At 47.4% G+C, this 21,356-nt stretch carries 16 protein-coding genes; 7 read left to right on the top strand and 9 right to left on the bottom strand.

Annotated elements, in window-relative coordinates; genetic code table 11:
* The first annotated feature begins 47 nt into the window (after positions 1-47).
* The 4 genes from IE074_RS00550 to styA all read left to right on the top strand — a co-directional run bounded on the left by IE074_RS00550 (position 48) and on the right by styA (position 4,296).
* A complete protein-coding gene (locus IE074_RS00550; RefSeq protein WP_189383494.1) occupies positions 48-1,160 on the top strand; it encodes a porin in 1,113 nt (370 codons plus the stop codon).
* A gap of 78 nt (positions 1,161-1,238) precedes the next feature.
* Positions 1,239-2,246: an XdhC family protein gene (locus tag IE074_RS00545; protein WP_189383493.1), complete on the top strand. Its 1,008-nt coding sequence runs from the start codon at positions 1,239-1,241 to the stop codon at positions 2,244-2,246.
* A 14-nt stretch (positions 2,247-2,260) separates the two neighbouring features.
* Positions 2,261-2,860, top strand: a complete 600-nt coding sequence (locus tag IE074_RS00540) for a nucleotidyltransferase family protein (RefSeq protein ID WP_189383492.1) — start codon at positions 2,261-2,263, stop codon at positions 2,858-2,860.
* A 209-nt stretch (positions 2,861-3,069) separates the two neighbouring features.
* Positions 3,070-4,296, top strand: a complete 1,227-nt coding sequence (gene styA, locus IE074_RS00535) for a styrene monooxygenase subunit StyA (protein ID WP_189383491.1) — start codon at positions 3,070-3,072, stop codon at positions 4,294-4,296.
* 133 nt (positions 4,297-4,429) lie between these two features.
* On the opposite strand, the gene IE074_RS00530 is transcribed toward styA, so the two are convergent.
* Together IE074_RS00530 and IE074_RS00525 are read right to left on the bottom strand one after the other, a co-directional pair.
* Positions 4,430-5,530 (bottom strand): formylglycine-generating enzyme family protein, encoded by a 1,101-nt coding sequence (locus IE074_RS00530; protein ID WP_189383490.1) that lies wholly within the window; start codon positions 5,528-5,530, stop codon positions 4,430-4,432.
* Between the two features lie 25 nt (positions 5,531-5,555).
* On the bottom strand, positions 5,556-7,277 hold the full coding sequence (locus tag IE074_RS00525; protein ID WP_189383489.1) for an arylsulfatase: 1,722 nt from the start codon (positions 7,275-7,277) through the stop codon (positions 5,556-5,558).
* A gap of 1,040 nt (positions 7,278-8,317) precedes the next feature.
* Here IE074_RS00525 and IE074_RS00520 point away from each other — a divergent pair.
* Entirely contained in the window at positions 8,318-9,940 is a 1,623-nt protein-coding gene (locus tag IE074_RS00520; RefSeq protein WP_189383488.1) for an alpha/beta hydrolase, read from the top strand.
* 25 nt (positions 9,941-9,965) lie between these two features.
* Here IE074_RS00520 and IE074_RS00515 read toward each other — a convergent pair whose 3' ends face one another.
* The 4 genes from IE074_RS00515 to IE074_RS00500 all read right to left on the bottom strand — a co-directional run bounded on the left by IE074_RS00515 (position 9,966) and on the right by IE074_RS00500 (position 15,500).
* On the bottom strand, positions 9,966-10,907 hold the full coding sequence (locus tag IE074_RS00515; RefSeq protein WP_189383487.1) for a metallophosphoesterase: 942 nt from the start codon (positions 10,905-10,907) through the stop codon (positions 9,966-9,968).
* A gap of 272 nt (positions 10,908-11,179) precedes the next feature.
* The gene (locus IE074_RS00510; RefSeq protein WP_229793833.1) at positions 11,180-12,865 is read right to left on the bottom strand and encodes a long-chain-fatty-acid--CoA ligase; all 1,686 of its coding nucleotides are present in this window, start codon (positions 12,863-12,865) and stop codon (positions 11,180-11,182) included.
* Positions 12,866-12,944: 79 nt separating this feature from the next.
* Entirely contained in the window at positions 12,945-13,913 is a 969-nt protein-coding gene (locus IE074_RS00505) for a Bug family tripartite tricarboxylate transporter substrate binding protein (RefSeq protein WP_189383485.1), read from the bottom strand.
* A gap of 396 nt (positions 13,914-14,309) precedes the next feature.
* On the bottom strand, positions 14,310-15,500 hold the full coding sequence (locus IE074_RS00500) for an MFS transporter (RefSeq protein ID WP_189383484.1): 1,191 nt from the start codon (positions 15,498-15,500) through the stop codon (positions 14,310-14,312).
* 230 nt (positions 15,501-15,730) lie between these two features.
* On the opposite strand from IE074_RS00500, the gene IE074_RS00495 reads away from it, so the two are divergent.
* Positions 15,731-16,516 carry an IclR family transcriptional regulator gene (locus tag IE074_RS00495; protein ID WP_189383483.1) on the top strand — a complete coding sequence of 262 codons (786 nt, stop codon included), beginning with the start codon at positions 15,731-15,733 and terminating at the stop codon, positions 16,514-16,516.
* 26 nt (positions 16,517-16,542) lie between these two features.
* On the opposite strand, the gene IE074_RS00490 is transcribed toward IE074_RS00495, so the two are convergent.
* The 3 genes from IE074_RS00490 to IE074_RS00480 form a co-directional block, all read right to left on the bottom strand.
* Positions 16,543-17,724, bottom strand: coding sequence for a M20 aminoacylase family protein (locus IE074_RS00490; RefSeq protein WP_189383482.1), 1,182 nt, complete (start codon positions 17,722-17,724; stop codon positions 16,543-16,545).
* Positions 17,725-17,756: 32 nt separating this feature from the next.
* Positions 17,757-18,761, bottom strand: a complete 1,005-nt coding sequence (locus IE074_RS00485) for a Bug family tripartite tricarboxylate transporter substrate binding protein (protein ID WP_189383481.1) — start codon at positions 18,759-18,761, stop codon at positions 17,757-17,759.
* Between the two features lie 286 nt (positions 18,762-19,047).
* Positions 19,048-20,322: an alpha-hydroxy acid oxidase gene (locus IE074_RS00480; protein ID WP_189383480.1), complete on the bottom strand. Its 1,275-nt coding sequence runs from the start codon at positions 20,320-20,322 to the stop codon at positions 19,048-19,050.
* 108 nt (positions 20,323-20,430) lie between these two features.
* Here IE074_RS00480 and IE074_RS00475 point away from each other — a divergent pair, with 108 nt between their 5' ends.
* Entirely contained in the window at positions 20,431-21,330 is a 900-nt protein-coding gene (locus tag IE074_RS00475) for a LysR family transcriptional regulator (protein ID WP_189383479.1), read from the top strand.
* Positions 21,331-21,356 lie beyond the last annotated feature (26 nt).

The following is a 21,356-nucleotide window of genomic DNA, read 5'->3' as shown; positions in this document are numbered from 1 at the left end:
TTTTTTTAAACTAAAAATATTATTACTTATTAAAAAAGGAAGGCGGTATGGAGAAGAAGTTGGTGGCAGCTGGGCTGGCATGTTGCCTGGCAGGAGGCATTTCACATGCTGAAACGGAAAAAAAAGATAGTGTGCAAATTTATGGTTTGCTGGATATAGGCGTATCTTATATTTCAAATCAGGGAGATGACCGGCGTTTTAGGACGGATTCAGGTATTTACACACCTTCATTTATTGGATTTAAAGGCAGTGAGCATTTAAGTGATGGCACAAAAGTCATATTTGACTTGCAAAGCCAATTTGATATTCATGAAGGTAGAACAATTCCCGGGCATGGCCTTTTTGGCCGTACCGCAATTGTAGGTTTGGATAGTGATCGATATGGCCGCCTGACATTAGGTAACCAATTCGATTTCATGTGGGATTCCCTGACCATTTCCAGGAATGCGGCGGGGCCCAGTGCCGGCGGTTTATATACGTTTAGACAAGGTCCTTTTGCAAAGTTGGGTATCCCCTTTAATGCAACAGGAGGGTCTGATTGGGACAGGACAGCCGGAGAACAAGTGCATAATTCTGTCAAGTATAGAACACCAGATTTTGGCGGTTTTACTGCAGGCGCACTATATGGCTTTGGCTCCGGGCCCAATAGGTCGACTAAAGACAGGACGCTCAGTTTTGGCCTGAATTATAAATCGGGGCCTTTTGGAATGGGGGCCGCCTATACGGATGTTAAATATGGAGTGGACGCAACCATGGCACCGGTACAAACCCCCGTGCGGACATGGGGTGTGGGTATGCACTATGAGTTTGAAAAAGTGACGGCGATTGCCTTGTTTACCAAAACCAGTAACCGTTCCAATAATGCTTCCGTTTATGCGGCCGAAATTGGCGGTAGATGGCAAATTGATCCTAAATGGGCATTAGGTGCCAGCTATAACTATATGAAAGGTAATGCGAAGTTGGATAAAAATTACGCCCATCAAATCAACTCTACGCTGTCGTATTCTTTGTCAAAACGGACGCTGGTTTATGTGCAACAGGTTTATCAAAGAACTAACAAGAATGGCAGGGCGAGCATCAATGGTTTATTTGGGCCTGACGATGCTTCTTCCAGCAGAAACCAGTCTATTAGCCGAATTGGTATCCAGACTGTATTTTGATAATACAAAACCTTTTTTCTTATTGATAGGGCATGTTTGACTTATCATGTCTTGACTAAATGAACATAAGGGGGACTCATGGAAAATCTTGATGTAATGGTTTTGCGTACCTTGCTTGAGTGGCGTCAACTAGGCCAGAAAGCGGTCTTGGTGACGGTCGTCAGGACATGGGGGTCTTCACCTCGCCCAATCGGTTCTATCATGGCTCTGTCAGAAAGTGGTTCCACCGTCGGTTCTGTTTCGGGAGGCTGTCTGGAAGATGACCTTATTCTCCGTTTTGGATCATCTTCAGGCATTCAGGATGGTCCTCCCGAGCTGATCAAATATGGGGTAACCGCCGACGAGGCACACCAGTTCGGATTGCCTTGTGGCGGAACCATCGAGCTTTTTCTGGAGTTTAACACCGATGTGAAAGCTTTGGCCGAGTTGGTGGCGGAACTGGATGCCGGAAACCTGATGAATCGGGTTGTCCGGCAGGAGGACGGTAACGTTGTGTTGTCGCGTGCACCGGCACCCACACCCTTGCGGCTTGAAGGCGGTTTTTTGTCAAGCTGTTTCGGTCCTGAATATCGTATGCTGATTATCGGTGGAGGGCAATTATCCGAGTATTTGGCCACCATGGCTTTGTTTTGCGGTTTTGATGTCACGGTGTGTGACCCACGTCTTAATGCAGATAAACAATGGTCCATACCACGGGCCAAGTTAACCACTCTGATGCCTGATGACGCCGTGGATGCGTTCAGGCCAGATGCCCGTACCTGCATTGTTGCGCTAACGCATGATCCGAAACTGGATGATCTGGCCTTATTGCAGGCTTTGGAAACAGATGCTTTTTATGTGGGTGCTATCGGTTCACGTAAAAACAGTCGTGCCCGAAAAGAAAGAATGATCAGGCATTTTGACCAGACCGAGGCATCACTGGCACGTTTGCGCGGACCAATTGGCGTCTATATTGGCAGCAAGACACCATCAGAAATTGCCGTCAGTGTGATGGCCGAAATCCTGGCAGTGAAAAATGCGGTCAATTTGCCCCCGTCTTCGGATGTCGCTTATGCCAAAAACATTGATGTTGAAAAAGTATTTTAGCTCGGGGCAGACATATGGAGAAACCTCAAAAAATAGCGGCCATTATTCTGGCTGGCGGTAAATCCATTCGTTTTGGCGCAGATAAACGTCTGCTTGATGTGAATGGTGTGCCTATGTTTCTTCATACGGCAAAAAAAATCCAGCGTATTCTGGGTTCTGATGTCTGGGTGGTGCTTAGCAACCATTCCCGGCAACATATCGACTGCTTAAAGCGGGAAGGCATCTCTTTTCTGGAAATGCCGTTTTCGTCCTCTGGCATGGGTGACTCGCTTTCCTATGCGGTTTCCCATCTTGAACAATATGCCGGCTGGCTCATCAGTCCGGCAGATTTGCCACTTATCCAGGTATCAACTCTGCACAGTATGGTGGCTTCTGCGACTCATGCAAAATTGGCGGCCCCTTATTATCAGGGGCAACAGGGACATCCTGTCTGGTTTTCCAAGACGTTTTTTAACGATCTTGTCAGTTTGGGAGGCGACAGGGGCGCCAGGAAGATCCTGCAGGATAATTCTAATGACCTAACCCGGGTTCCTGTTGATGATCAGGGGTGCGTGATGGATTTTGATACACCTGAGTCGATTGAGAAAAACAGGAAACATTTATTTCTGTCTTGAACTTTCAGTCTTGATTTTAAAAAAAACAATATAACTTTAAAGTAATGTGGTGTGCTATTTTATTTCATTTGAATATTTGATGATATCAATTTAAGATGAACTGGCGATATATGTTTTATTTGTAAGGTATTGATTAAAATATATTTTTCATATAAAAATCGCTTTTTTCATTATAAGAATTTAATTGATATTTAAAGGAGTTTATTCAGATGAATAAAAAAATTGCCATTGTGGGTGCAGGTGTTGGTGGGCTTCATCTTGGTTTATATCTGCGTCAGCATGATGTGGACGTCACTATCTATACCGATCGCGAACCGGAAGAATATGCCGGTTTGCGACTGCTTAATACAGTCACCCATCATGCAATTACCGTTGCACGTGAAAAGGAGCTGGGTGTGAATCATTGGTGTGATGAAACATATGGCTATCCAGGCCAGACCTATTATTTTGGTGGGGAAAAACCTTTGCATTTTCGTGGTGATTTGGGTTCTCCCAGCCGGGCGGTTGACTACAGAATTTATTTGCCCCAGCTAATGAATGATTTCCTTGAACGAGGAGGCAAGATTCAATACAAAGACATTCAGGCGGCAGACCTGGCCGGATTGGCCAAAAGCGTGGATCTGGTGGTGGTGTGCGTGGGTAAGGGAACATTAAGGGATGTGTTTGCACGCAATGAAAAACTCAGTCCGCATTCAGCGCCTCAACGCATAATTTGTGCCGGTATTTATACAGGGATTGCCGATGAGGAACACCGTAACGTGACCTTGTCCAACTCTCCTGGAAATGGTGAGATTATTGATTTGCCTACCGTGACCTTCCAGGGCGCGGGTCATGCATTGCTAACCCTGAACATACCTGGCGGTGACACAGAGGAATGGGCGCATTTGAATTATGATGAAAACCCCCGTCGTTTCCTTGATGCCATGTTGAAAAAGCTGGAGAAGTATCACCCAACCATTAGCGCACGCATTGATCCGGCCAAGTTCGATCTGGCTAATGGTTCCCGTGATTTATTGCAAGGGGGAGTTATACCCGTGGTTCGTGAAGGCTATATTGGCCTTGGTGATGATAAATTTGCCATTGCGCTGGGCGATGCGCATGCAACGGTGGATCCCTTGATGGGGCAGGGGGCCAATATGGCTTCTTATAGTGCCTTCGTGTTGGGTGAGGAAATTGTCAAGCAGTCGGTCATTGACGAGCGTTTCTGCCAGATCGTGGATGATAAACGCAGGGATCGCGTTGAGTGTGCCACCCATTGGACCAATTTGTTCCTGAAACCGCCCCGCCAGGAAACCATGCAGGCGGTTGCGCAAATGAGTGAGAACCGGGACATGTGTGATGAATTCACCAAAGCCTTCAATCGTCCCGAAGAGCAATGGAACCGTTTTGCAACTGGTGCCCGTACGCAACGATGGATCAATTCCTGGATGAATTAACAGCTCAAATCCAGGCATGAAAAATAAACCTGTTTTAATTAACAGGTCAGATTACTGATAAACCCCCTGTTTTTTGAGTAGCGGGGTTTATTTTTTATTGTCCATTTTATTTCATCCGGAAAATGGACAAGGTTTAATCTTTTGTCAGTTTTTCCCATTCCTCCATGCTCATGGCCAGCCTGAACCCCACGTTGGCCGAGCTGCTGTACGGGTCTTGTCCCTGTCTTGCGCTAACACGGTATCCTTCGCAATATGTTTCACTGCATAAAAAGGAACCGCCACGGATAACCCGGGTGGGCGCATCCGGCCTGACCCTGCTTGGGTCCAAGGAAGCCTCTGGTCCTTGGGGATTATGATTTGACGGGTTTTTGGCCTGTATCACAAAGGAATCGGGACGATACCAGTCGGCGACCCATTGCCAGGCATTGCCGGCCATGTCATACAGCTTGTAATCGTTGGCCTCAAAACTTTTAACGGGCAATGTGCCTGGTAAAACCTTGGCTGACTGCACAGGAAAGGCTGAACTGGCTTCATCCCAGGTGTGGGCCATTGCCTTATTGTCAGGCTTGAGGATATCTCCCCAGGCATATGTGGCCTGATCCAGTCCGCCTCGGGCGGCAAACTCCCATTCCGCCTCTGTCGGTAATCGTTTTTTGGCCCATTTGGCATAGTTGATGGCATCTTCATACGAAACCTGTACAACCGGATGGTTTCCCTTGTCTTTGATATTTGAACCCGGTCCGTTGGGTTGCCGCCAGTTTGCACCAGGGGCATATCGCCACCATTGAGAGTAATCAGCCAGTGATACCGGTTTTTCGGTTGAAATAAAAACCAGGCCTCCGGGAACTAAAACGGAATCATTCGGACGAGGGGTGCCTTCAGGCAATTGGACGCTGATGGTTTCCCAGTCCGGTTTTTTTTCTGCCGTCGTGATGTAACCCGTTTCGGCAACAAACTTCTCAAAATCATCATTGGTGACATGATGCTGGTCTATCCAGAATCCATCCAGGGATACCAGATGGGCAGGACGTTCATTGGGTTGTGACTTGTAACTGTCATTGCCCATTAGAAACTGTCCACTGTCAATCCAAACCATTCCACGAGGACCATTCACCCCATCTCCGATTTGCACGTGTTTGGGCGTAGCCTGAGCCGTTTGACAGAAATGACTGCCTGCACTGATCAGCAAGGTTAGGACAAGCATGGATGTGCCGGGTAAATATTTTCGTTTCATGACGGGTATCCCTGATGATTACTGTTTAGTCTTTAATGATGATTTGTGTTGGCAGGCCTTTTCTCCAATCAAAATAATTGAAAAGACCTTGGGCCAGGAACTCGGAATCCCAGTTAAGAACGTTATGTTCTTTGGCCCAAACCTCATACTTTTTCACCATTTCCTCAACAATTTCAGGATGCTGACTGGCCAGGTCACGGGTTTCCGTGCGGTCATTGTCCATATCAAAAAGCTGCCAGCGTTCTTCACCAAAAGGTTTGGGTAACCAGCTTAACTTCCATTTACCCATACGATAAACCTTATTGTTGAACAGCTCTTCGCCACGTTCAAAGTTGTCAGGTCGGGCAGAGTCGGCTTTTCCTTGCAGGACATTGGCAAAGGACACCCCTTTTAATGGGGCCAGCGGGATGCCATTACGTGTTTCGCTACGCTCGGCGTTGGCCAGTTCCAGAATGGTGGGGTAAATATCTTCAACGCCCAGAAAAGCGTCATTAATAGAGCCGGGCTTGCTGACGGCAGGGCCTTTGACAATCATGGGTGATAATGTGCCGCCTTCGGTCATGAAGAATTTGAACAGCTTGAACGGTGCCGAGCTGGCTGCTGCCCATCCAGGCCCTACGCCGGCATAGGATTTGGGGGCACCGAGGTTTTCGTAAGACGTATCAAACTCCTGTGCAATCCATTTTCCGTCCGCATTGCCTGGATAGAAATCCATGTAGGAAGGAGAGGGGCCATTATCATGGAAATAAAAGATCATTGTGCTGTCATAGGCTCCTGATTTTTTCAGTTCGGCAACCACTTTGCCAATATTCATATCAATATTGTCAACCATGGCGGCATACACTTCCATCAGACGTTCTTGATATTTCTTTTCATCGGGGCTGAGCTCATCCCAGCGTTTTTGCATCGGGGCAGCAGGAGACATCACGCTGGTTTTGGGTACAATTCCCAGACGCTTCATGTTCTCAAACAGTTCTTCACGGTGCTTTTCATAACCGGCACTGAATTTTCCTTCATACTTTTTGATGAAATCGGCAGGCGCATGCAAGGGGTCGTGAGCGGCCTGGAAAGAAAGGAAACCGAAGAATGGCTTATCCAGCTTCTCGGCTTCCTGTATGTAAGAAATGAATTTATTGGTGTAAAGATCGGATGAGTACTCGCCGGTATCCCTGGGAATGATTTTGCCGTTTTCGGAGAATTTGTTTTTAGGATGAATGGCAACCAGACTGGAGTCATCCCAGTGGCTTCCACCAGCACTAATCAGGATATAGGATTTATCAAACCCCCTTGCTTCAGGCAGCTGTTCCGGTTTGGCGCCCAAGTGCCATTTGCCGGTGATGAAAGTGAAGTAACCATTTTCCTTCAGGGCTTCGGCAATCGTATTGGTTTTTTCGTTCAGGGAGCCAATATAGCTTCCGGGATAGTTGTCCATTTCAGGGGTACGGTATTCACCCATGGCACCCATGCCCGCCAAGTGGTTATCAACCCCGGTCATTAACTGGGCCCTTGTGGGTGAGCAGGTTGGATGCACGTGATAATTGGTAAAACGCATCCCTTCGGCCGCCAGTTTATTCAGTTCGGGCGTTTGAATAACGGTTTGACCAAAGGGTTCTATATCATTGAAACCCATATCATCGCCAAGAATGACAACGATATTGGGTGGTTTGGGCTGGTCAGTTTGGGCAACCGCCAGATGGGCCAGCGATAATGAGGCAATGGCCGTAAACAAGAGCTTCTTGACTGACATTGTAGTGATGTCTCCTTTAAAGCAGGTATTTTTGATATTTTTATACGTAATAAAATTTTTATACGTAATAACAGAATAATTTATATCTTAAGCTTCAATTAAAATGAAAAATTATTCTTACTGAAGCATGCTGATCTTAGTAAGAATCATTCTTTTGTGTCAATTGAAAAAGAAGTAATAAAACTATGCCTTTTTGGTTATGGTCTTGGTAGCAAATTGGAAACAAATTTTATACGTTTATGTGTTCTCGTGCGGAGGAAAGGTAACGGGTAATGGTGTATAACTTAATAAAGATTGGCGGTACCACAGAATGTGGGGATAGTCGTTGTTTGGAGTGGTATTGGGGCTGGCTGGTGGCCTGGCCTGCTTGGCCTATACAGCAGGCATTTTATTTTTTGCTAATGACAGCTGCTGGCCTCATGCGCATGATATCTGTTCTGAATTTTTTCCGTTGGCATTGAACAGCTGCGCTTGGTCAGGCAGCTTACGAGATGAGCATTTCCTGGCAAAGCAAGAGTTGCCTTTTTACCTGTTTTGGAGAATAGGTCGTCTTCTATTTTTCAGAAAAAAATCTGTGCCAATTTAAGGTAAGTTTACATAAGTGCTCAAAATGTTTCCGGTGCACAGAAAAACAAGACAGGACTTTCATTTCCAAAAGTTTTAATTATTGTTTTTATTGTTTTATTGGTGTTGGCCGCATTTCAGCCCAATTAAAAATCAGATAAAAAGAATAAATATGAACAACAACGACCAGTAGCCGAAATCTTCATGTGCCCAGATCAGTTAGAGTCTCAAACCTCGTTATCCTCTAACTCTCTTTTCAAAAGAGGATGACAACTTACTGTCGACCATAAAAAAATATTTCACACTTTTATCAAAATTTTGCACATATAATTGCAGCTGGTTACGGCCGTTGTATTTGGTTATACTTGCTGTTACAAAAAAATCAAGCGGTAACTGCGCTGGCAAAGGCAGAAAATAGCATTCAGTCATACATCCCATAAGACTGAAGATCTAATACTTACAAAGATTCAAATAAAATGCGAAATTTTTTCAGATCTATAGGCGGATTTGGACTTATATTGGGTGTATTGTTTTTTGCCGCATCCCTGACACCCAGCCTGATTCCACGAAACCAGGTGGTGCAGGGGATGCTTTCCGGTTTTGCTTTTGGTGCGGGTTATGGCATTGGCGTTGTTTTACGCAGTGTTTACCGTTACCTTGAACTGCCAGGCTTGTCTTCAGGCAGTTTAAGGGTGGTAAGGCCGGTTGCCATCGTTGCTTGTCTGGGTTTAATAACAACGGCTCTTTATCATGTCAAAACCTGGCAGAATTCAATTCGAAGCGTCATGAATATGGAGCCCCTGGAAACCGGGTATCCATTAAGTGTCAGTGTTATCGCCATTATCTGTTTTGCAATTTTGTTATTGATATCCCGTGGGCTAATCCTGTTTGGTAAAATGCTGGCAGGCAAATTTTATCAACGCTTCCCGCGTCGGGTCTCTCTGGTGGCAGGTGTGGTGCTGGCGGTGTTTCTCATCATTACATTAACCAACGGTGTTTTGGTTGAATATACATTCCGGGCCTTAGACCGGTCTTTTCAGCAATACGATGCACTGTTAGAGCCTGACCGTCCCCAACCGCTTATCGCGGAGCGGGCAGGAAGAGAGTTCGTGGCATCGGGCCCTACCGCAGCAGATATTACCGCATTTACCGGTCAAAATGCACTTGAACCCATACGGCTTTATGCCGGTTTGCAGGTGGCGGACAGTCCCATGGAACGTGCGCGCTTATTGCTGGATGAACTGATACGCGTGAAGGCTTTTGATCGCTCAACACTGGTCATCATTACGCCAACCGGCACAGGCTGGGTAGATCCTTCAGCCATGGATGGGCTGGAGTACTTGCTTCATGGTGATGTGGCCAGTGTGGCTTTACAGTACTCTTATTTGAATAGCCCGATGTCACTGGTTTTCCAGCCTGAAAGCGGCCTGGAATCCGCGCAGGCGCTATTTCGGACGGTTTATGACTATTGGAAAGAGCTTCCCGCCAGCCAGCGGCCCGAATTGTATTTGCATGGGTTAAGTCTTGGCGCCTTCAACTCCCAGCGCTCATTCACGTTCCTGGATATTCTGGGTGATCCGATTAATGGCGCTGTCTGGAGCGGACCGCCGTTTCCAAGTGAATTGTGGCGCTCTTTAACGAATAACCGGGAGGCCGGGTCAACAGAATGGCTGCCGGTTTTTGAGGATGGCAGGTTCGTACGGTTTATGAACCAGGATGGCATGCCCAACGCCAAAGATGTTCCATGGGGTGATTTGCGTTTTGTTTACTTGCAGTATGCCAGTGATGCCATTACCTTTTTTGAAAAGGGTCTGCTTTATCAGGAAGCCGACTGGATGAAAAAGCCAAGAGGGCCTGATGTTTCACCGCTCCTTAAATGGTATCCCGTCGTCAGCATGCTGCAGATACTTATCGACATGCCCTTGTCCGATACGGTGCCCATGGGATATGGTCATGTTTATGCGCCCGGGCATTATCTGAACGCCTGGATTGAAGTGACCGGGATTGATTCCTGGTTACCGGAACAGATCGATGCGCTTAAAGTGTTGCTGTTGAAGAAAAGCGAAGGCGGAGAAGGGTATGAGTCCCGTGGCGGATAAGGTTTTTTGCAGCTGATGTTAGCATCTAGCTGACCCAGACAAACCCATCCTGGGTCAGCACATTTTCTCCATTCCAGCGGTATGCACACAGTTTCCCCTTTTCTTGCATTCCACTTGTTTTTTTTGCAGCGATGCTGTAATCCAAACAGGCAATGTGGTCGCTCAGCGGGGCTGGCGTGCCGGTTCTCCAGTAATGACCAACAAACAATAGTTTGTCAGGGTTATAGCCAGGCATCAAGTCAGCAGGTATCGGGTCATGGGGTATTTTTTCCAGTATATCAGGCGGCACTTCAGCCAGATCCCGGTAAGTCAGATATTCGCTTTTCCACCATTGTGTACGAATATGTTTACGTACGTTTCCGTCTTTGTCAAAAAATTCGTGCCCGCTTGGCAAGGCAATTTCCAGTCCTTTCAGGATGGTTTCAGCCGCCTGGTACGCTGGCGTATCTTTGTGTGTGAGCACTTCCCATGCCTGGGATTTGATGCAAGCCTGTTCATTGAGATAAGGGGAAAGTGTTTGCAACGAAGGGGTATGCCAACAGGCATGAATGACCCGAAAACCCTCAAATTCCAGATACAAAGGCAGGGTTGCAAACCATTTCACTATTTCATCATGAAGTTCACTGCCTTCAACGACTTGGTCCAGAAAGCTTTGGTGCTGGCGCTGGTTTTTAGGGGTGTGCGGACGCAGATATGCATTGGGCTGCTGTGGGTGAGGGGTGGCCCAGGCGACAGCATTGAATTCATGATTGCCCATAATGGTATAGGCATGGCCGTTTTCAACCATGGCGCGTACCAGTAGAACAGTTTCTACTTGTTCGGGGCCACGGTCAACAAAGTCACCCAGAAAAACGGCTTTGCGCTGAGGGTGCTGCCATACGCCGTTTATTTCGTGATAACCCATAAGAGTGAGTAAATTGCGCAAGGGCGTTGCGTAGCCATGAATGTCACCGATAATGTCGTACATATTTGTAATTACCCAAAAAATAATATACTTGTGAGACTGTGATTATTTATATGATTCTTCCCAATAACCCTTTCAGGTCATTTTATTCCACAACTTTTAAGTCCTATTGAGCAAATCGCTAAAGAAAAGCAGCGGGATCCAGAAGTGATTTTTTGGTATTTACCGCTGGATAAGGCATATTCAACTGGTCTTATGAGAGGGGAGTAAAGATACTGACTTTTCGTTTAGCAGGGTATTCAAAGCCAGCAACTAAACCTTTCCTTTGGTATCGTTTATTTTTTCAAGGTAATAGCTTCCGCATTTTGCTCATTCTGCAATTTTCTCCACATGATTTTACCGGTATTTGATTTGGGTAGTTCATCAAAAAATGCCACACTACGTGGGGCTTTGTAAACCGCCATATGTTCACGTGACCAGGCAATAATCTCTTTTTCCCCAGCCACAATACCATCTTTCAGTACCACCAGCGCCCTGACCTGTTCGCCCTGTTTTTCATCATGAATGCCCACAATGCATACTTCCTGGATCGCCGGGTGTGCGTACATGGTGTTTTCCACTTCGCTGGGCCAAACCTTATACCCCGATACATTAATCATGCGTTTTAGACGATCAGTCATGAAAAAATAACCGTCTTCATCAATACGCGCCAGGTCACCGGTACGGAAAAAGCGTTTGCCATCCATGTCGAAGAAGGATTCTTCATTCGCCTCTGGATTTTTCCAGTACCCCAGCATGATTTGTGAACCGCTGGTAACCAGTTCGCCTATTTCACCGCGTGGTAATTCTTTCAAGGTAACCGGGTCAACAATACGGCTGTCCACGCCTTGTGTTTCAATGCCCAGACATTGACGTCTGGGGTGATTCAGTGGGTTGCAGTGCAGGAAAGAAGCGGTTTCTGTCATGCCATAACCTTCGTTATATACAATGCCGAAACGTTCTTTCAGCATTAAAGCAACCGACTCGGCCATGGCTGCACCACCACCGGTAAGAAGGCTCAGGCTGGAAAGGTCAGCCCCCTGGGCTGATGGGTGGGAAAAGAAGTCAAGGACCATGGCCGGGGGTGCTGTCCATGAGCTAACGCGGTGCCTGGCGCAAAGTTTAACGGCAAGGCCGGCATCCCAGCGGGGCATCATGATAACGGTTGAACCCAGAAAGATGGGAATGTTCATGCTGTTTTGCATACCCAGCAAGTGAAACATGGGCGCCACCGCCAGAGTGACCGATTCCGAATGCATGTTACGCCACATGGTGGAGCCATAAATAGAGCTGAGCATGGTGAAATGCGTATGAATGCAACCCTTGGCTTTACCGGTGGTGCCAGAGGTATATGGCAAGACGCAGAAATCATGTGGTGATGTTTCCAGTGCACCGGCCTGATAGCGTTTTTCTATCAGAATAGTCTGGAAATCATGGACATCAGGACGCTTAATGGGGGCGTAATCCTGCTTGATAAACGCAGGGATATCGTGACTGTCCAGCTTGGTCTGCATGTCTTTATAGATATGCACAACAATATGCTTTAAACCTTTGCTTTTTTCTGTTTGCATGCAGGGCAAAACGGCGTCAACCAATTCACGTGCCACAAAAGCATATTCAGCGTCGCTGTTTTCCATGAAGTAGCGTACCTCTTCGGTGGTGCACATGGCATTAACAGGCACAATCACCGCCCCAATGCTTAAGGCGGCATAATAGGCAATCACAAACTGCGGGCAATTTTGGCTAAATAGCAATACCCGGTCTCCCTTGCGTACACCCAAGGCTTTCTGCAGGTAAGCGGCCATGCTGTCCACATGGGTTTGCAGCTCTGCGTAAGTGAAGGTGTTTTCACAAAAAACAATGGCTGTTTTATTGGGGAAACGTTGGGCAGATGTGAGTAAGCAATGGGGTAAGGTTACTTGCGGTACAGTAATATTATGCGGAATACCATTGGGCCAATAAGGATTTCTTTTTTGTTGCACTTTCATTCCTTTATGTGATGAGTGATTGGTTTCATCTTTGCATTCATGGTGACTCATCAATGCTTTAAATTGATGTCTATTAATCAATCCTTAAATTGGCTGCCTTAATAATCTTTCCGTAGTTTTCGTAGTCTTTCAGCAGAATACTTTTGAATTCCTGTGGGGTGTTGCGTACTTGGCGCAAGCCAAAGTCCTTGAAGCGCTGCTGGACGGCTGGTAATCCCATAACTTTATCCAGCTTTTTACTGATGAAGCTCACCATTTCAGGATTGGTGTTTGCGGGCGCAAAAATACCCAGCCAGCCATTAGAAGTAAAACCTTCAATACCCATTTCGGTAAAGGTGGGCACATTGGGCAGAGTGCTTAGTCTGTCTGATCCGGTCACGGCCAGTATTTTGAATTTATCAGAATCCAGGTAGGCGGTCATAGTGGTAATGTCAATAAATGCCGCATTCAAGTCGCCAGCCAGCAGGGCTTGCAAGGCCGGACTGGCACCACGATAAGGGATATGCATCATTTCAATATTTTTAACGCGTTTGAATTGTTCGCCATGAATATGTGATGAGGTACCATTGCCATAAGTGCCGTAAGCGTATTTATCTGGATTTTTATGGGCCAGCTCAATAAACTCTTCCAGTGTATTTACATTCAAATCTTTATGTACCAGGAAGAGGTCTGCGGAGCGGGCCAGTTGGGTAATGGGTATCAGGTCTTTTAAGCCATCGTAGGGAATATTCTTGTATAACCACGGAGCTTGCACAATGGCGGTAAAGGTCAACAACAGGGTGTAACCATCAGGGTCAGACTTGGCGACAATATTATTCCCAATGTTGGCACTTGCCCCGGGCTTGTTGTCTACCCACACGGTTTGGCCCAGTTCTTTACTGAGTTCGGCGCTTACCAAGCGCGTAATAATATCGGTAGCACCGCCGGGTGGCCCGGGAATAACCATGCGGATGGATTTGTTTGGGTAGGTGGTTGGGGAAGCGATTGCTATTTGCGCCGGCAGCATTATGGCAAAGGCCATGCCCGCTAATGTACCCAACAAGGTTCTGCGTGTTATTTTTTGTATTTTCTGTCTCCTATTGATTTTTATTATTTAAATCATAGGGTTGTAATTTTTTTCCGTCCCTTTTGTTTTAGTTATGGTCGTCTTAACAAAAATAAAAGCTCATGTGGGAAGTAATGAAAAGCATATAATTTCAAAACCTTGACAATACAAGAAAAAATTCAAATGATTATTGAGGAACCACTTGGGAAATTCCCTAGTTTCATTACTGTCAGGCCAGGCTTATTATTTTGTTCTTCAAGAAAATGTGTTTGGTTAAATACGGCTGAAAAATGTATGCATTCCCATGCGGGAGCATGGGAACGAGTGTGCGTTTGGCTAGCTACCAAGCTCCTAGCGTGGGAGCGCGTACGAGAGTATCCATTATTGTTGGGTTTACAACCCCTCCCGATAAGACCGTTCGGAAAACCGCCAGCTCATCAAAATGAGCAAGACTGTTCCTGCCAGCATTAATCCCCAGGCATAAGTCAAATCCGCAAACACATCACGAACAATGCCGGCAAATAAAGGCAGGAAACTGGCAATCATATAGCCACCACCCTGAACAAAAGCGGCAAGGTCTCCGGCGCGGGCAGGTTCTTTGCTATGGCTTAAAGTAAGAATAAGCGATAGCGGGAAGATGGCGCCCAGGCCAATGCCCAGTAAAACAATGGCCGGGTAAACCAACGTTAAGGGTGCAAATATTAAACATAACAAACCCAACGCAAGGCAAAACAAAACCCCAATTAACAAGAAACGCTGGTCTTTAACACGGTGGGTAAAAACCGAAACGGTTAAACCGGCAAGCACTTCAATTACACTGATGCCACTCAGTAGAAAACCGGCGTTGGCGGCTTTCATGCCTAAAGAAGTATAAAAAGGGGGCAACCACGCCAGCACCAGGGTATAGGCACCGGTTGAAATGCCAAAATAAATCATTAATTCCCAGGCACGTGGCTGTTTCAGGAAAGAGCCTTGCCTTGTATGCGTATGATTATTGACGCTGACTTCGGCTTGTTTTTGGTTTTTTTTGTCTGTTAGCAGTAGCCAGGCAAGCAAGGTGAAAAGCGCCGGTATGGTCCAGATAGCCAATGCCGTGGATAAATGGGTGATGTCTTCCAGTTTAACCACCGCTGCAGCCGTAAAAGCCGCACCACCCATAATGCCGGTCGTGTACAGCCCCATGACCCGGTTTGCGTGAGTATTAAAAATTCGTTTGATGATACTGGGTGCGAGTGCCTGAATCATGGCAATACCTGCTCCGGCCACAACGGCGGTTAATAGTAAACCACCCGTACTTATCCATTGAAAGCGAGCCAGACAGGCCAGGGTAATGAGTAACAAACCCAGTGCAATGCCTTGCTTTTCTCCCAAAAAACCACGTAGAAATTTGCCCAGCCAGGCAAACACACCCATGACAAAAATGGGTAGAGTGGTTAACAGGCTGGCGGCAGTGTTGCTCATCTGGGTTGCTGCCTGAATGCTGTCAAGTAGCGGGCTGATCGAAGCCAGCACGGGGCGCAGGTTTAAGGCAACGGCAATAATGGCAAAGGCAAATAAAAGGGAGGTACGTTGAGAGGAGGGCATGCAATCCAAGTAAAGTCGTGACAAGATAAGGGGATTCTACAGGAGAGTGGCAGTCTGGTTTTTAATTCTTTTTTAAGTGGAGTTGGCAGGCTCTGGCAATTCGCGATTTTTGAATTTATGTGATCAGGTCCGATTTGGCAGTCTTTGCTAGTCCGAAGTAAGCACATCCTTTATACTAGAACTTCCCGGCTCAGAATTTACCTGTACTTATTTGTTCAACTCTACATATAATGACCAAGAAAAAATTATTAGAAGATGACGCGCTTGTTGTTAAATCAGTGGGCAAGGCCTTTGATGTACTGAAGTGTTTTGAACAGACCAGTCAAAGTGAAAGAGAGTTAAGCCTGATGGATATTTGCAGGCTGACCGGTTTTGATAAAAGTACGGTGCAGCGTTTTACACATACTTTGCAAACGTTGGGTTATATCAATAAAAATGAGTCCAGCCGTCGTTATTCATTAAGCCTGAAAGTGCTGGATCTTGCGTTTCATTTTTTAAGGAACGATGCTTTTATCGAGACGGTGAATCCGCATCTGTTTGAGTTATGCCAGCTTAGCCGCTGTCGTGTAAGCCTAAGCCTGTTTGATGATACTGAAACGGTTTATGCAGTCCGTCATCAATATAAGTCAGAGTATTATTCTTCTTCATTATTGGGCAAGAGGGTACCTATTTACTGTAGCGGCGGTGGCAGGTCAATATTGGCCTGTCTTGATGCCGGACAGCGTGATGATATTCTGGACCGTTCGGAATTCATCGCATTTACCCATCATACCGTGCTTGACCGGCAGGTGATTTTGAATGAAATTGAATTGGCGGGAAAAAAAGGCTATGGGCTCACTAAAGAACAGTTTGTTTATGGTGAACTGGGCCTTGGTGCTGCCTTGCTGGACCGTCATGGATACCCGCTTGCGGCCATCCAGCTGGCCATTAACCAGTCAGAAATAAGCCTGGATGAGTTTGAAAAAAAATACGCGCCCATGTTGCTTGAAACCGTGCAAAGAATAGGCGCATATTAATTGAAAACAGGCTTGAATCAGGCCGGTTAACCGGCATGGCTCAGGTAGCGTTCTGCCAGATAGGCCCAGAATGCGCCACCATTTACCAGGTTTTTGTCATTAAAATTATAATTAGGGTTATGAACGGCACAGGCACCTTCTTTGTTGCCTTCACCATTGCCAATAAACAAATAACATCCAGGCACTTTTTCCAGCATGAAGGCAAAATCCTCACTACCCAGCCGGGCAGGTGTCTGAAGCACGACATTGTCCTGGCCGGCAAACTCAATGGCTGTCTGGCGGGCAAAGTCGGTTTCTGTCTGCGTGTTAACCAGTACCGGGTAGCCCCGTTCGTAGTGGATATCCGCCCTTACGCCAAAACTTTCGGCTTGTGCGTTGACCAGCGCTTTAATGCGGTTTTCCAGTAAGCTGCGAACCTCGGCATTGAGAGCGCGAACGGAAAGCTCCAGGACGGCCTGTTGGGGGATCACGTTATTGATATGGCCGGCATTCATTGCGCCAATGGTGATAACGGCCAGCTGGCTGGGGTTTACTTCACGTGAGACAATGGTTTGCAGCGCCATAATAATACTGGCTGCCGCCACAATCGGGTCTTTGGCCAGATGCGGGTGGGCACCGTGCCCGCCGACACCGGTAATGGTTATGGTTACGTAATCGGAAGAAGACATGGCTGGCCCGTCACGGAACAGCAATTGCCCTTGCGGAAAACCGGGTGCGTTATGCATGCCAAAAATGGCATCGCAGGGGTGATCCTTGAATAAACCGTCATCCATCATTTTCCTGGCGCCGCCCAGGCTTTCTTCGGCAGGCTGGAAAATCAGGTTCAATGTGCCCGAAAACTCACCTTTTTCAGCCAGGTATTTGGCGGCTGCCAGCAGCATGGTGGTATGACCGTCGTGGCCACAGGCATGCATGATATTGTCGTGCACACTGGCATAGGGCAACCCGGTGGTTTCCTTCAGGGGCAGGGCATCCATGTCGGCCCGGATGCCCATGGTTTTATTACTGTTTCCTTTTTTTAGCACGCCCACAACACCGGTGGTGCCGTAACCGGTATGGACTTCATAACCCCATTCTTTCAGTAGCTGCTGAACAATGTGGCTGGTGCGATGTTCTTTAAAGCCAAGCTCCGGGTGTTGGTGGATATCGTGGCGGATTTTGGCAAATTCGTCAAAATGCGCCTGTATATAGTTTGTATGGCTGTTCATTCTTTATCCTGCTGTGGCTGAAATGGTCTGGCTTAATTTCCCTTAAAGCCGGTTTGCTTGATGACATCTTCAGTTTGCCGGATTTCTGCCTGGTAAAAATCGTTGGCTTGTGCAGGCGTCATTGGATTGGCAACAACACGGCCATCGGCTCCCAGTGCGTTTCTAACCTCCGGTTCCTGTACGGCAGCGGAAATGGCCTTATTCAGCTTTTCAACAATATGTTCCGGCGTGTCTTTTTTCACCAGATAGGAAGATCCGGTAAAGTAGTTGAAGTCTTCAAAGCCTTTGGCGTCACTCAGGATGGGGTATTCCTGCAGGATTTCGGGCTTTTCTTTTGAAAGGACGGCAATAATTTTATAGCGACCTTCTTTCTCCATATCTTTCATGTTTTTTGAAAATGCCTGGATGGCAAAATCAATCTGCCCGCCTGCCAGGTCCTGCATTACGTTAGTGGTTCCACGGTAGGGAACATGGACCAGGTTTGCATTAAGGGTTTGGGAAAGCCGGTCCGAGATCAGGTGATAAAGGGAGCCTACACCCACCGAACCATAAGTCAGGGGTGTGCTGGAAGCCCGTTTTTTAGACAGTGCAATAAAGTCCTCAACGCTATTAACCGGCAAATCCTGTTTTACCAGCAACACAAGGTTTGACGTGGTTATAGGATGAACACTGCGGAAGTCGTTCGGCTTGAATTTGATAGCACTATTGGTTAGGGGTGGCAAAATCAGCTCGTTGGCGGTTCCCTGAAAGAAATAGCTACCATCAGCCTTGGCATTTAGTACTTTGTTAGCAGCGATGGAACCGGTGGCGCCACCCAGGTTTTCCACAATGACCTGAACACCTAGCTGTTTGCCAATAGGCCCGCTTAAGACCCTGGCAATCGAATCACTGGGACCACCCGCCGGATAAGGCACCATCATGGTCACCGGGCCGGTTGGGTAATTGTTGTTGGCCATTCCCATGGATGGCATCATGAACAGGCTGCTGCATAGAAGGGTGGTTATCAGGGCTCTGCGGACAGGACTAACTGTTTTCATTTGTGTCTCCTTGATATTGCGTAATGCTATGGAAAATACAGGTATTTTGAAATTGTGCTTTTACTATATTTGCATATCATACGGATTAAGGTATTTTATATCAATACTTAATATCTTAATAAAATACATTTGACCTGATATTTGTCAGGAAAACAGCGCTTGCCGTTGTTTTTTATGTTCCTGCCAGCATCAGCCCCCAGGCATAAGGCAGGGACAGGGGGGGAGCAGCTACCTGTTCAAACGCGCAAGCGTATTTGGGCATACCCAAGTCATCATGTCTGCGGTGTCAACGGCAGTATCCAATGCGCTGGTAACGGCCTCGGCATTCACAATATAAGCGCATAAGAAACGCCTCTCCCAGTTCTTCAGGCTGATTCACGCCCAGCATAGCCATATTGCGGTCAATTTCGGCTTTCAGTAGCGCAATGGCATGGTTAACCCCATCCTGTGAAGCCGTAGCCGCGGCAAAATTGAAAGGGCGCCCAAGAAATACAAATTTGGCCCCTAATGCAAGGGCTTTGAGCACATCACTGCCCCTGCGGATACCGCCATCCAGCATAACGGGAAGCTTGCCGGTGGCCTGGACAACATCGGGCAAGACTCGTAGCGGTGAAACGGCGCCATCAAGCTGGCGGCCACCGTGATTGGAAATAATGATGCCGTCAGCACCTTTGGCTTTGGCAAGGGCGGCATCTTGCGCATTCAAGATGCCTTTAATGATTAAATGACCAGGCCATTGCTCACGGATTTTTTCGATATGGCCCCAATCCAGGTGTTCCCGGTTGGAAAAATCCCGTTCTACATTGCGTGAAATAATGGGAGCACCACGCTCTGCGAAAGAATTTTCAAAATGAGGAACGCCATCCATCAAGGTGCGCAAAAAGGTGCCCAGTAACCAGCGTGGGTGTGTCAGTCCATCCCAAATTAAGCGGTTGCTGGGCCTTAAGGGGGTTGAAAATCCGGCGCGGATATTGTTTTCGCGGTTGCCGGCCACGGGTATGTCAACGGTGATAACCAGTGTCTTTACGCCAGCGGCTTTGACTCGTGCAATGAGTCCATTTATCCGCTGCTGCTCACCCGGTAAATACGCCTGAAACCAGCTGTTGGGGGCAACCTCCATGATGCTTTCAAGGCGGGTAAGTGAAGAGCCGCTTAAAATAAAAGGGATATTGGCCTGTGCCGCTGCCCGGGCCATGACCTGGTCGCCGTCATAGGTGGAAAGGGCCGCAATGCCCATGGGGGCGATGCCAAAAGGGCAGCTCCATTCATGGTTGAACAGTGTGGTTGATTGGCTGCGCCGTGCGACATTTTGCAGTACGCGTGGCACAAAGCCCCATTCTTCAAATGCATTGAAGTTGTCTTTCCAGCTTTGGCGGGTTTCAACCGAGCCGGCAATGTAACCGTAAAGTGCTTTGGGTAAATAAGCGCGTGCCTTTGTTTCAAAATCCTCCAGGGAAAGTATGTTTGCCAGTTTGCTTTTGGTGTTGGCACCGTTAAAGGCTGTCCATGCACTGCTGGATGTGTTTTGCAGGGGTGGGGTGTGATGGGCTGATGCTTTCATGGGCTTACCTGGACAATATGAATATGTTTACGATGAGTCACTGTAAAATGATTGCTGCTAATAAAAAAGCGATTAATATCGTAATAACTTGTTTTCTTTTATTCAATAATGACATTAAAACAATTGGAAGCATTCTATTGGGCGGCCAGTAGTCCCAGTTTTGCGGTGGCGGCAGAAAGGGTGAATTTGACGGTATCATCGTTGTCCAAGCGCCTGGCCGAACTGGAGGTGTCACTAGGCCAGCCCCTGTTTGACCGTAGCGGCCATAAAGCCAGCTTGACCGATGCCGGGGAACGCTTGCTGCCCCATGCCATTGCCTTGTTGCAGCAGGCGCAAGCACTAAAGGAAATTGTTTTGGCAAACGCGGGTTTACAGGGGCGTTGTCGAATCGGTTCAGGTGAACTGGCGTCCATTACCTGGTTATCGGCCTGGGTGCATCAAGTGCAAACGCAGCATCCGGCGCTGGCGATTAGTGTGTTAACCGATATTGGCCAGGCGTTAACCGAAAGGCTTGAAAAAGGAGAGCTGGACGTGGCCGTGATTGCGGGCCATGCCAGGCGGCCGGGGCTGACTTCTATCCCTTTGCGCAGTTCATCATTTGTGTGGTGTGCCCGGCCCGATATTGCCCGCCGTTTGCCGTTACTGGAGCTCGCATCAGTAGAAAAGCTAACCTTGATCACACTGCCTCGTGGTTCGGGTGCCACACACATTCTGGATAGCTGGCTTGAAAGTTCAGGTGTGAAATTTGGCCACACCCTGATATGCAACCAGTGGGGTGTAGTGGCAGGGCTTCTCCTGGAAGGAGCCGGTGTTGGGTTTTTACCCCAGGGCCTGGCAAACGGGCTGGTGCGCCAACAAAAACTGGTGTTGCTCAAAAGCCGTTATGGGCTGGAAAAACTGGATTATTGCCTGCATTATCGTCATGATGATCCAAGGCCGCTTATTCCTGCACTAGTCAAAAGCTGTCTTAAGGCGGCAGACTTCGAGGCAAGTGGGGTGTTTTTTTAGGGTGGGTTTTCCCTGCTCTCCGAAAA

This window comes from Advenella faeciporci (genome assembly GCF_014652395.1).
GTDB classification, from domain to species: Bacteria; Pseudomonadota; Gammaproteobacteria; order Burkholderiales; family Burkholderiaceae_B; genus Advenella; species Advenella faeciporci.
This window is presented reverse-complemented; position numbering and strand designations above follow the sequence as displayed.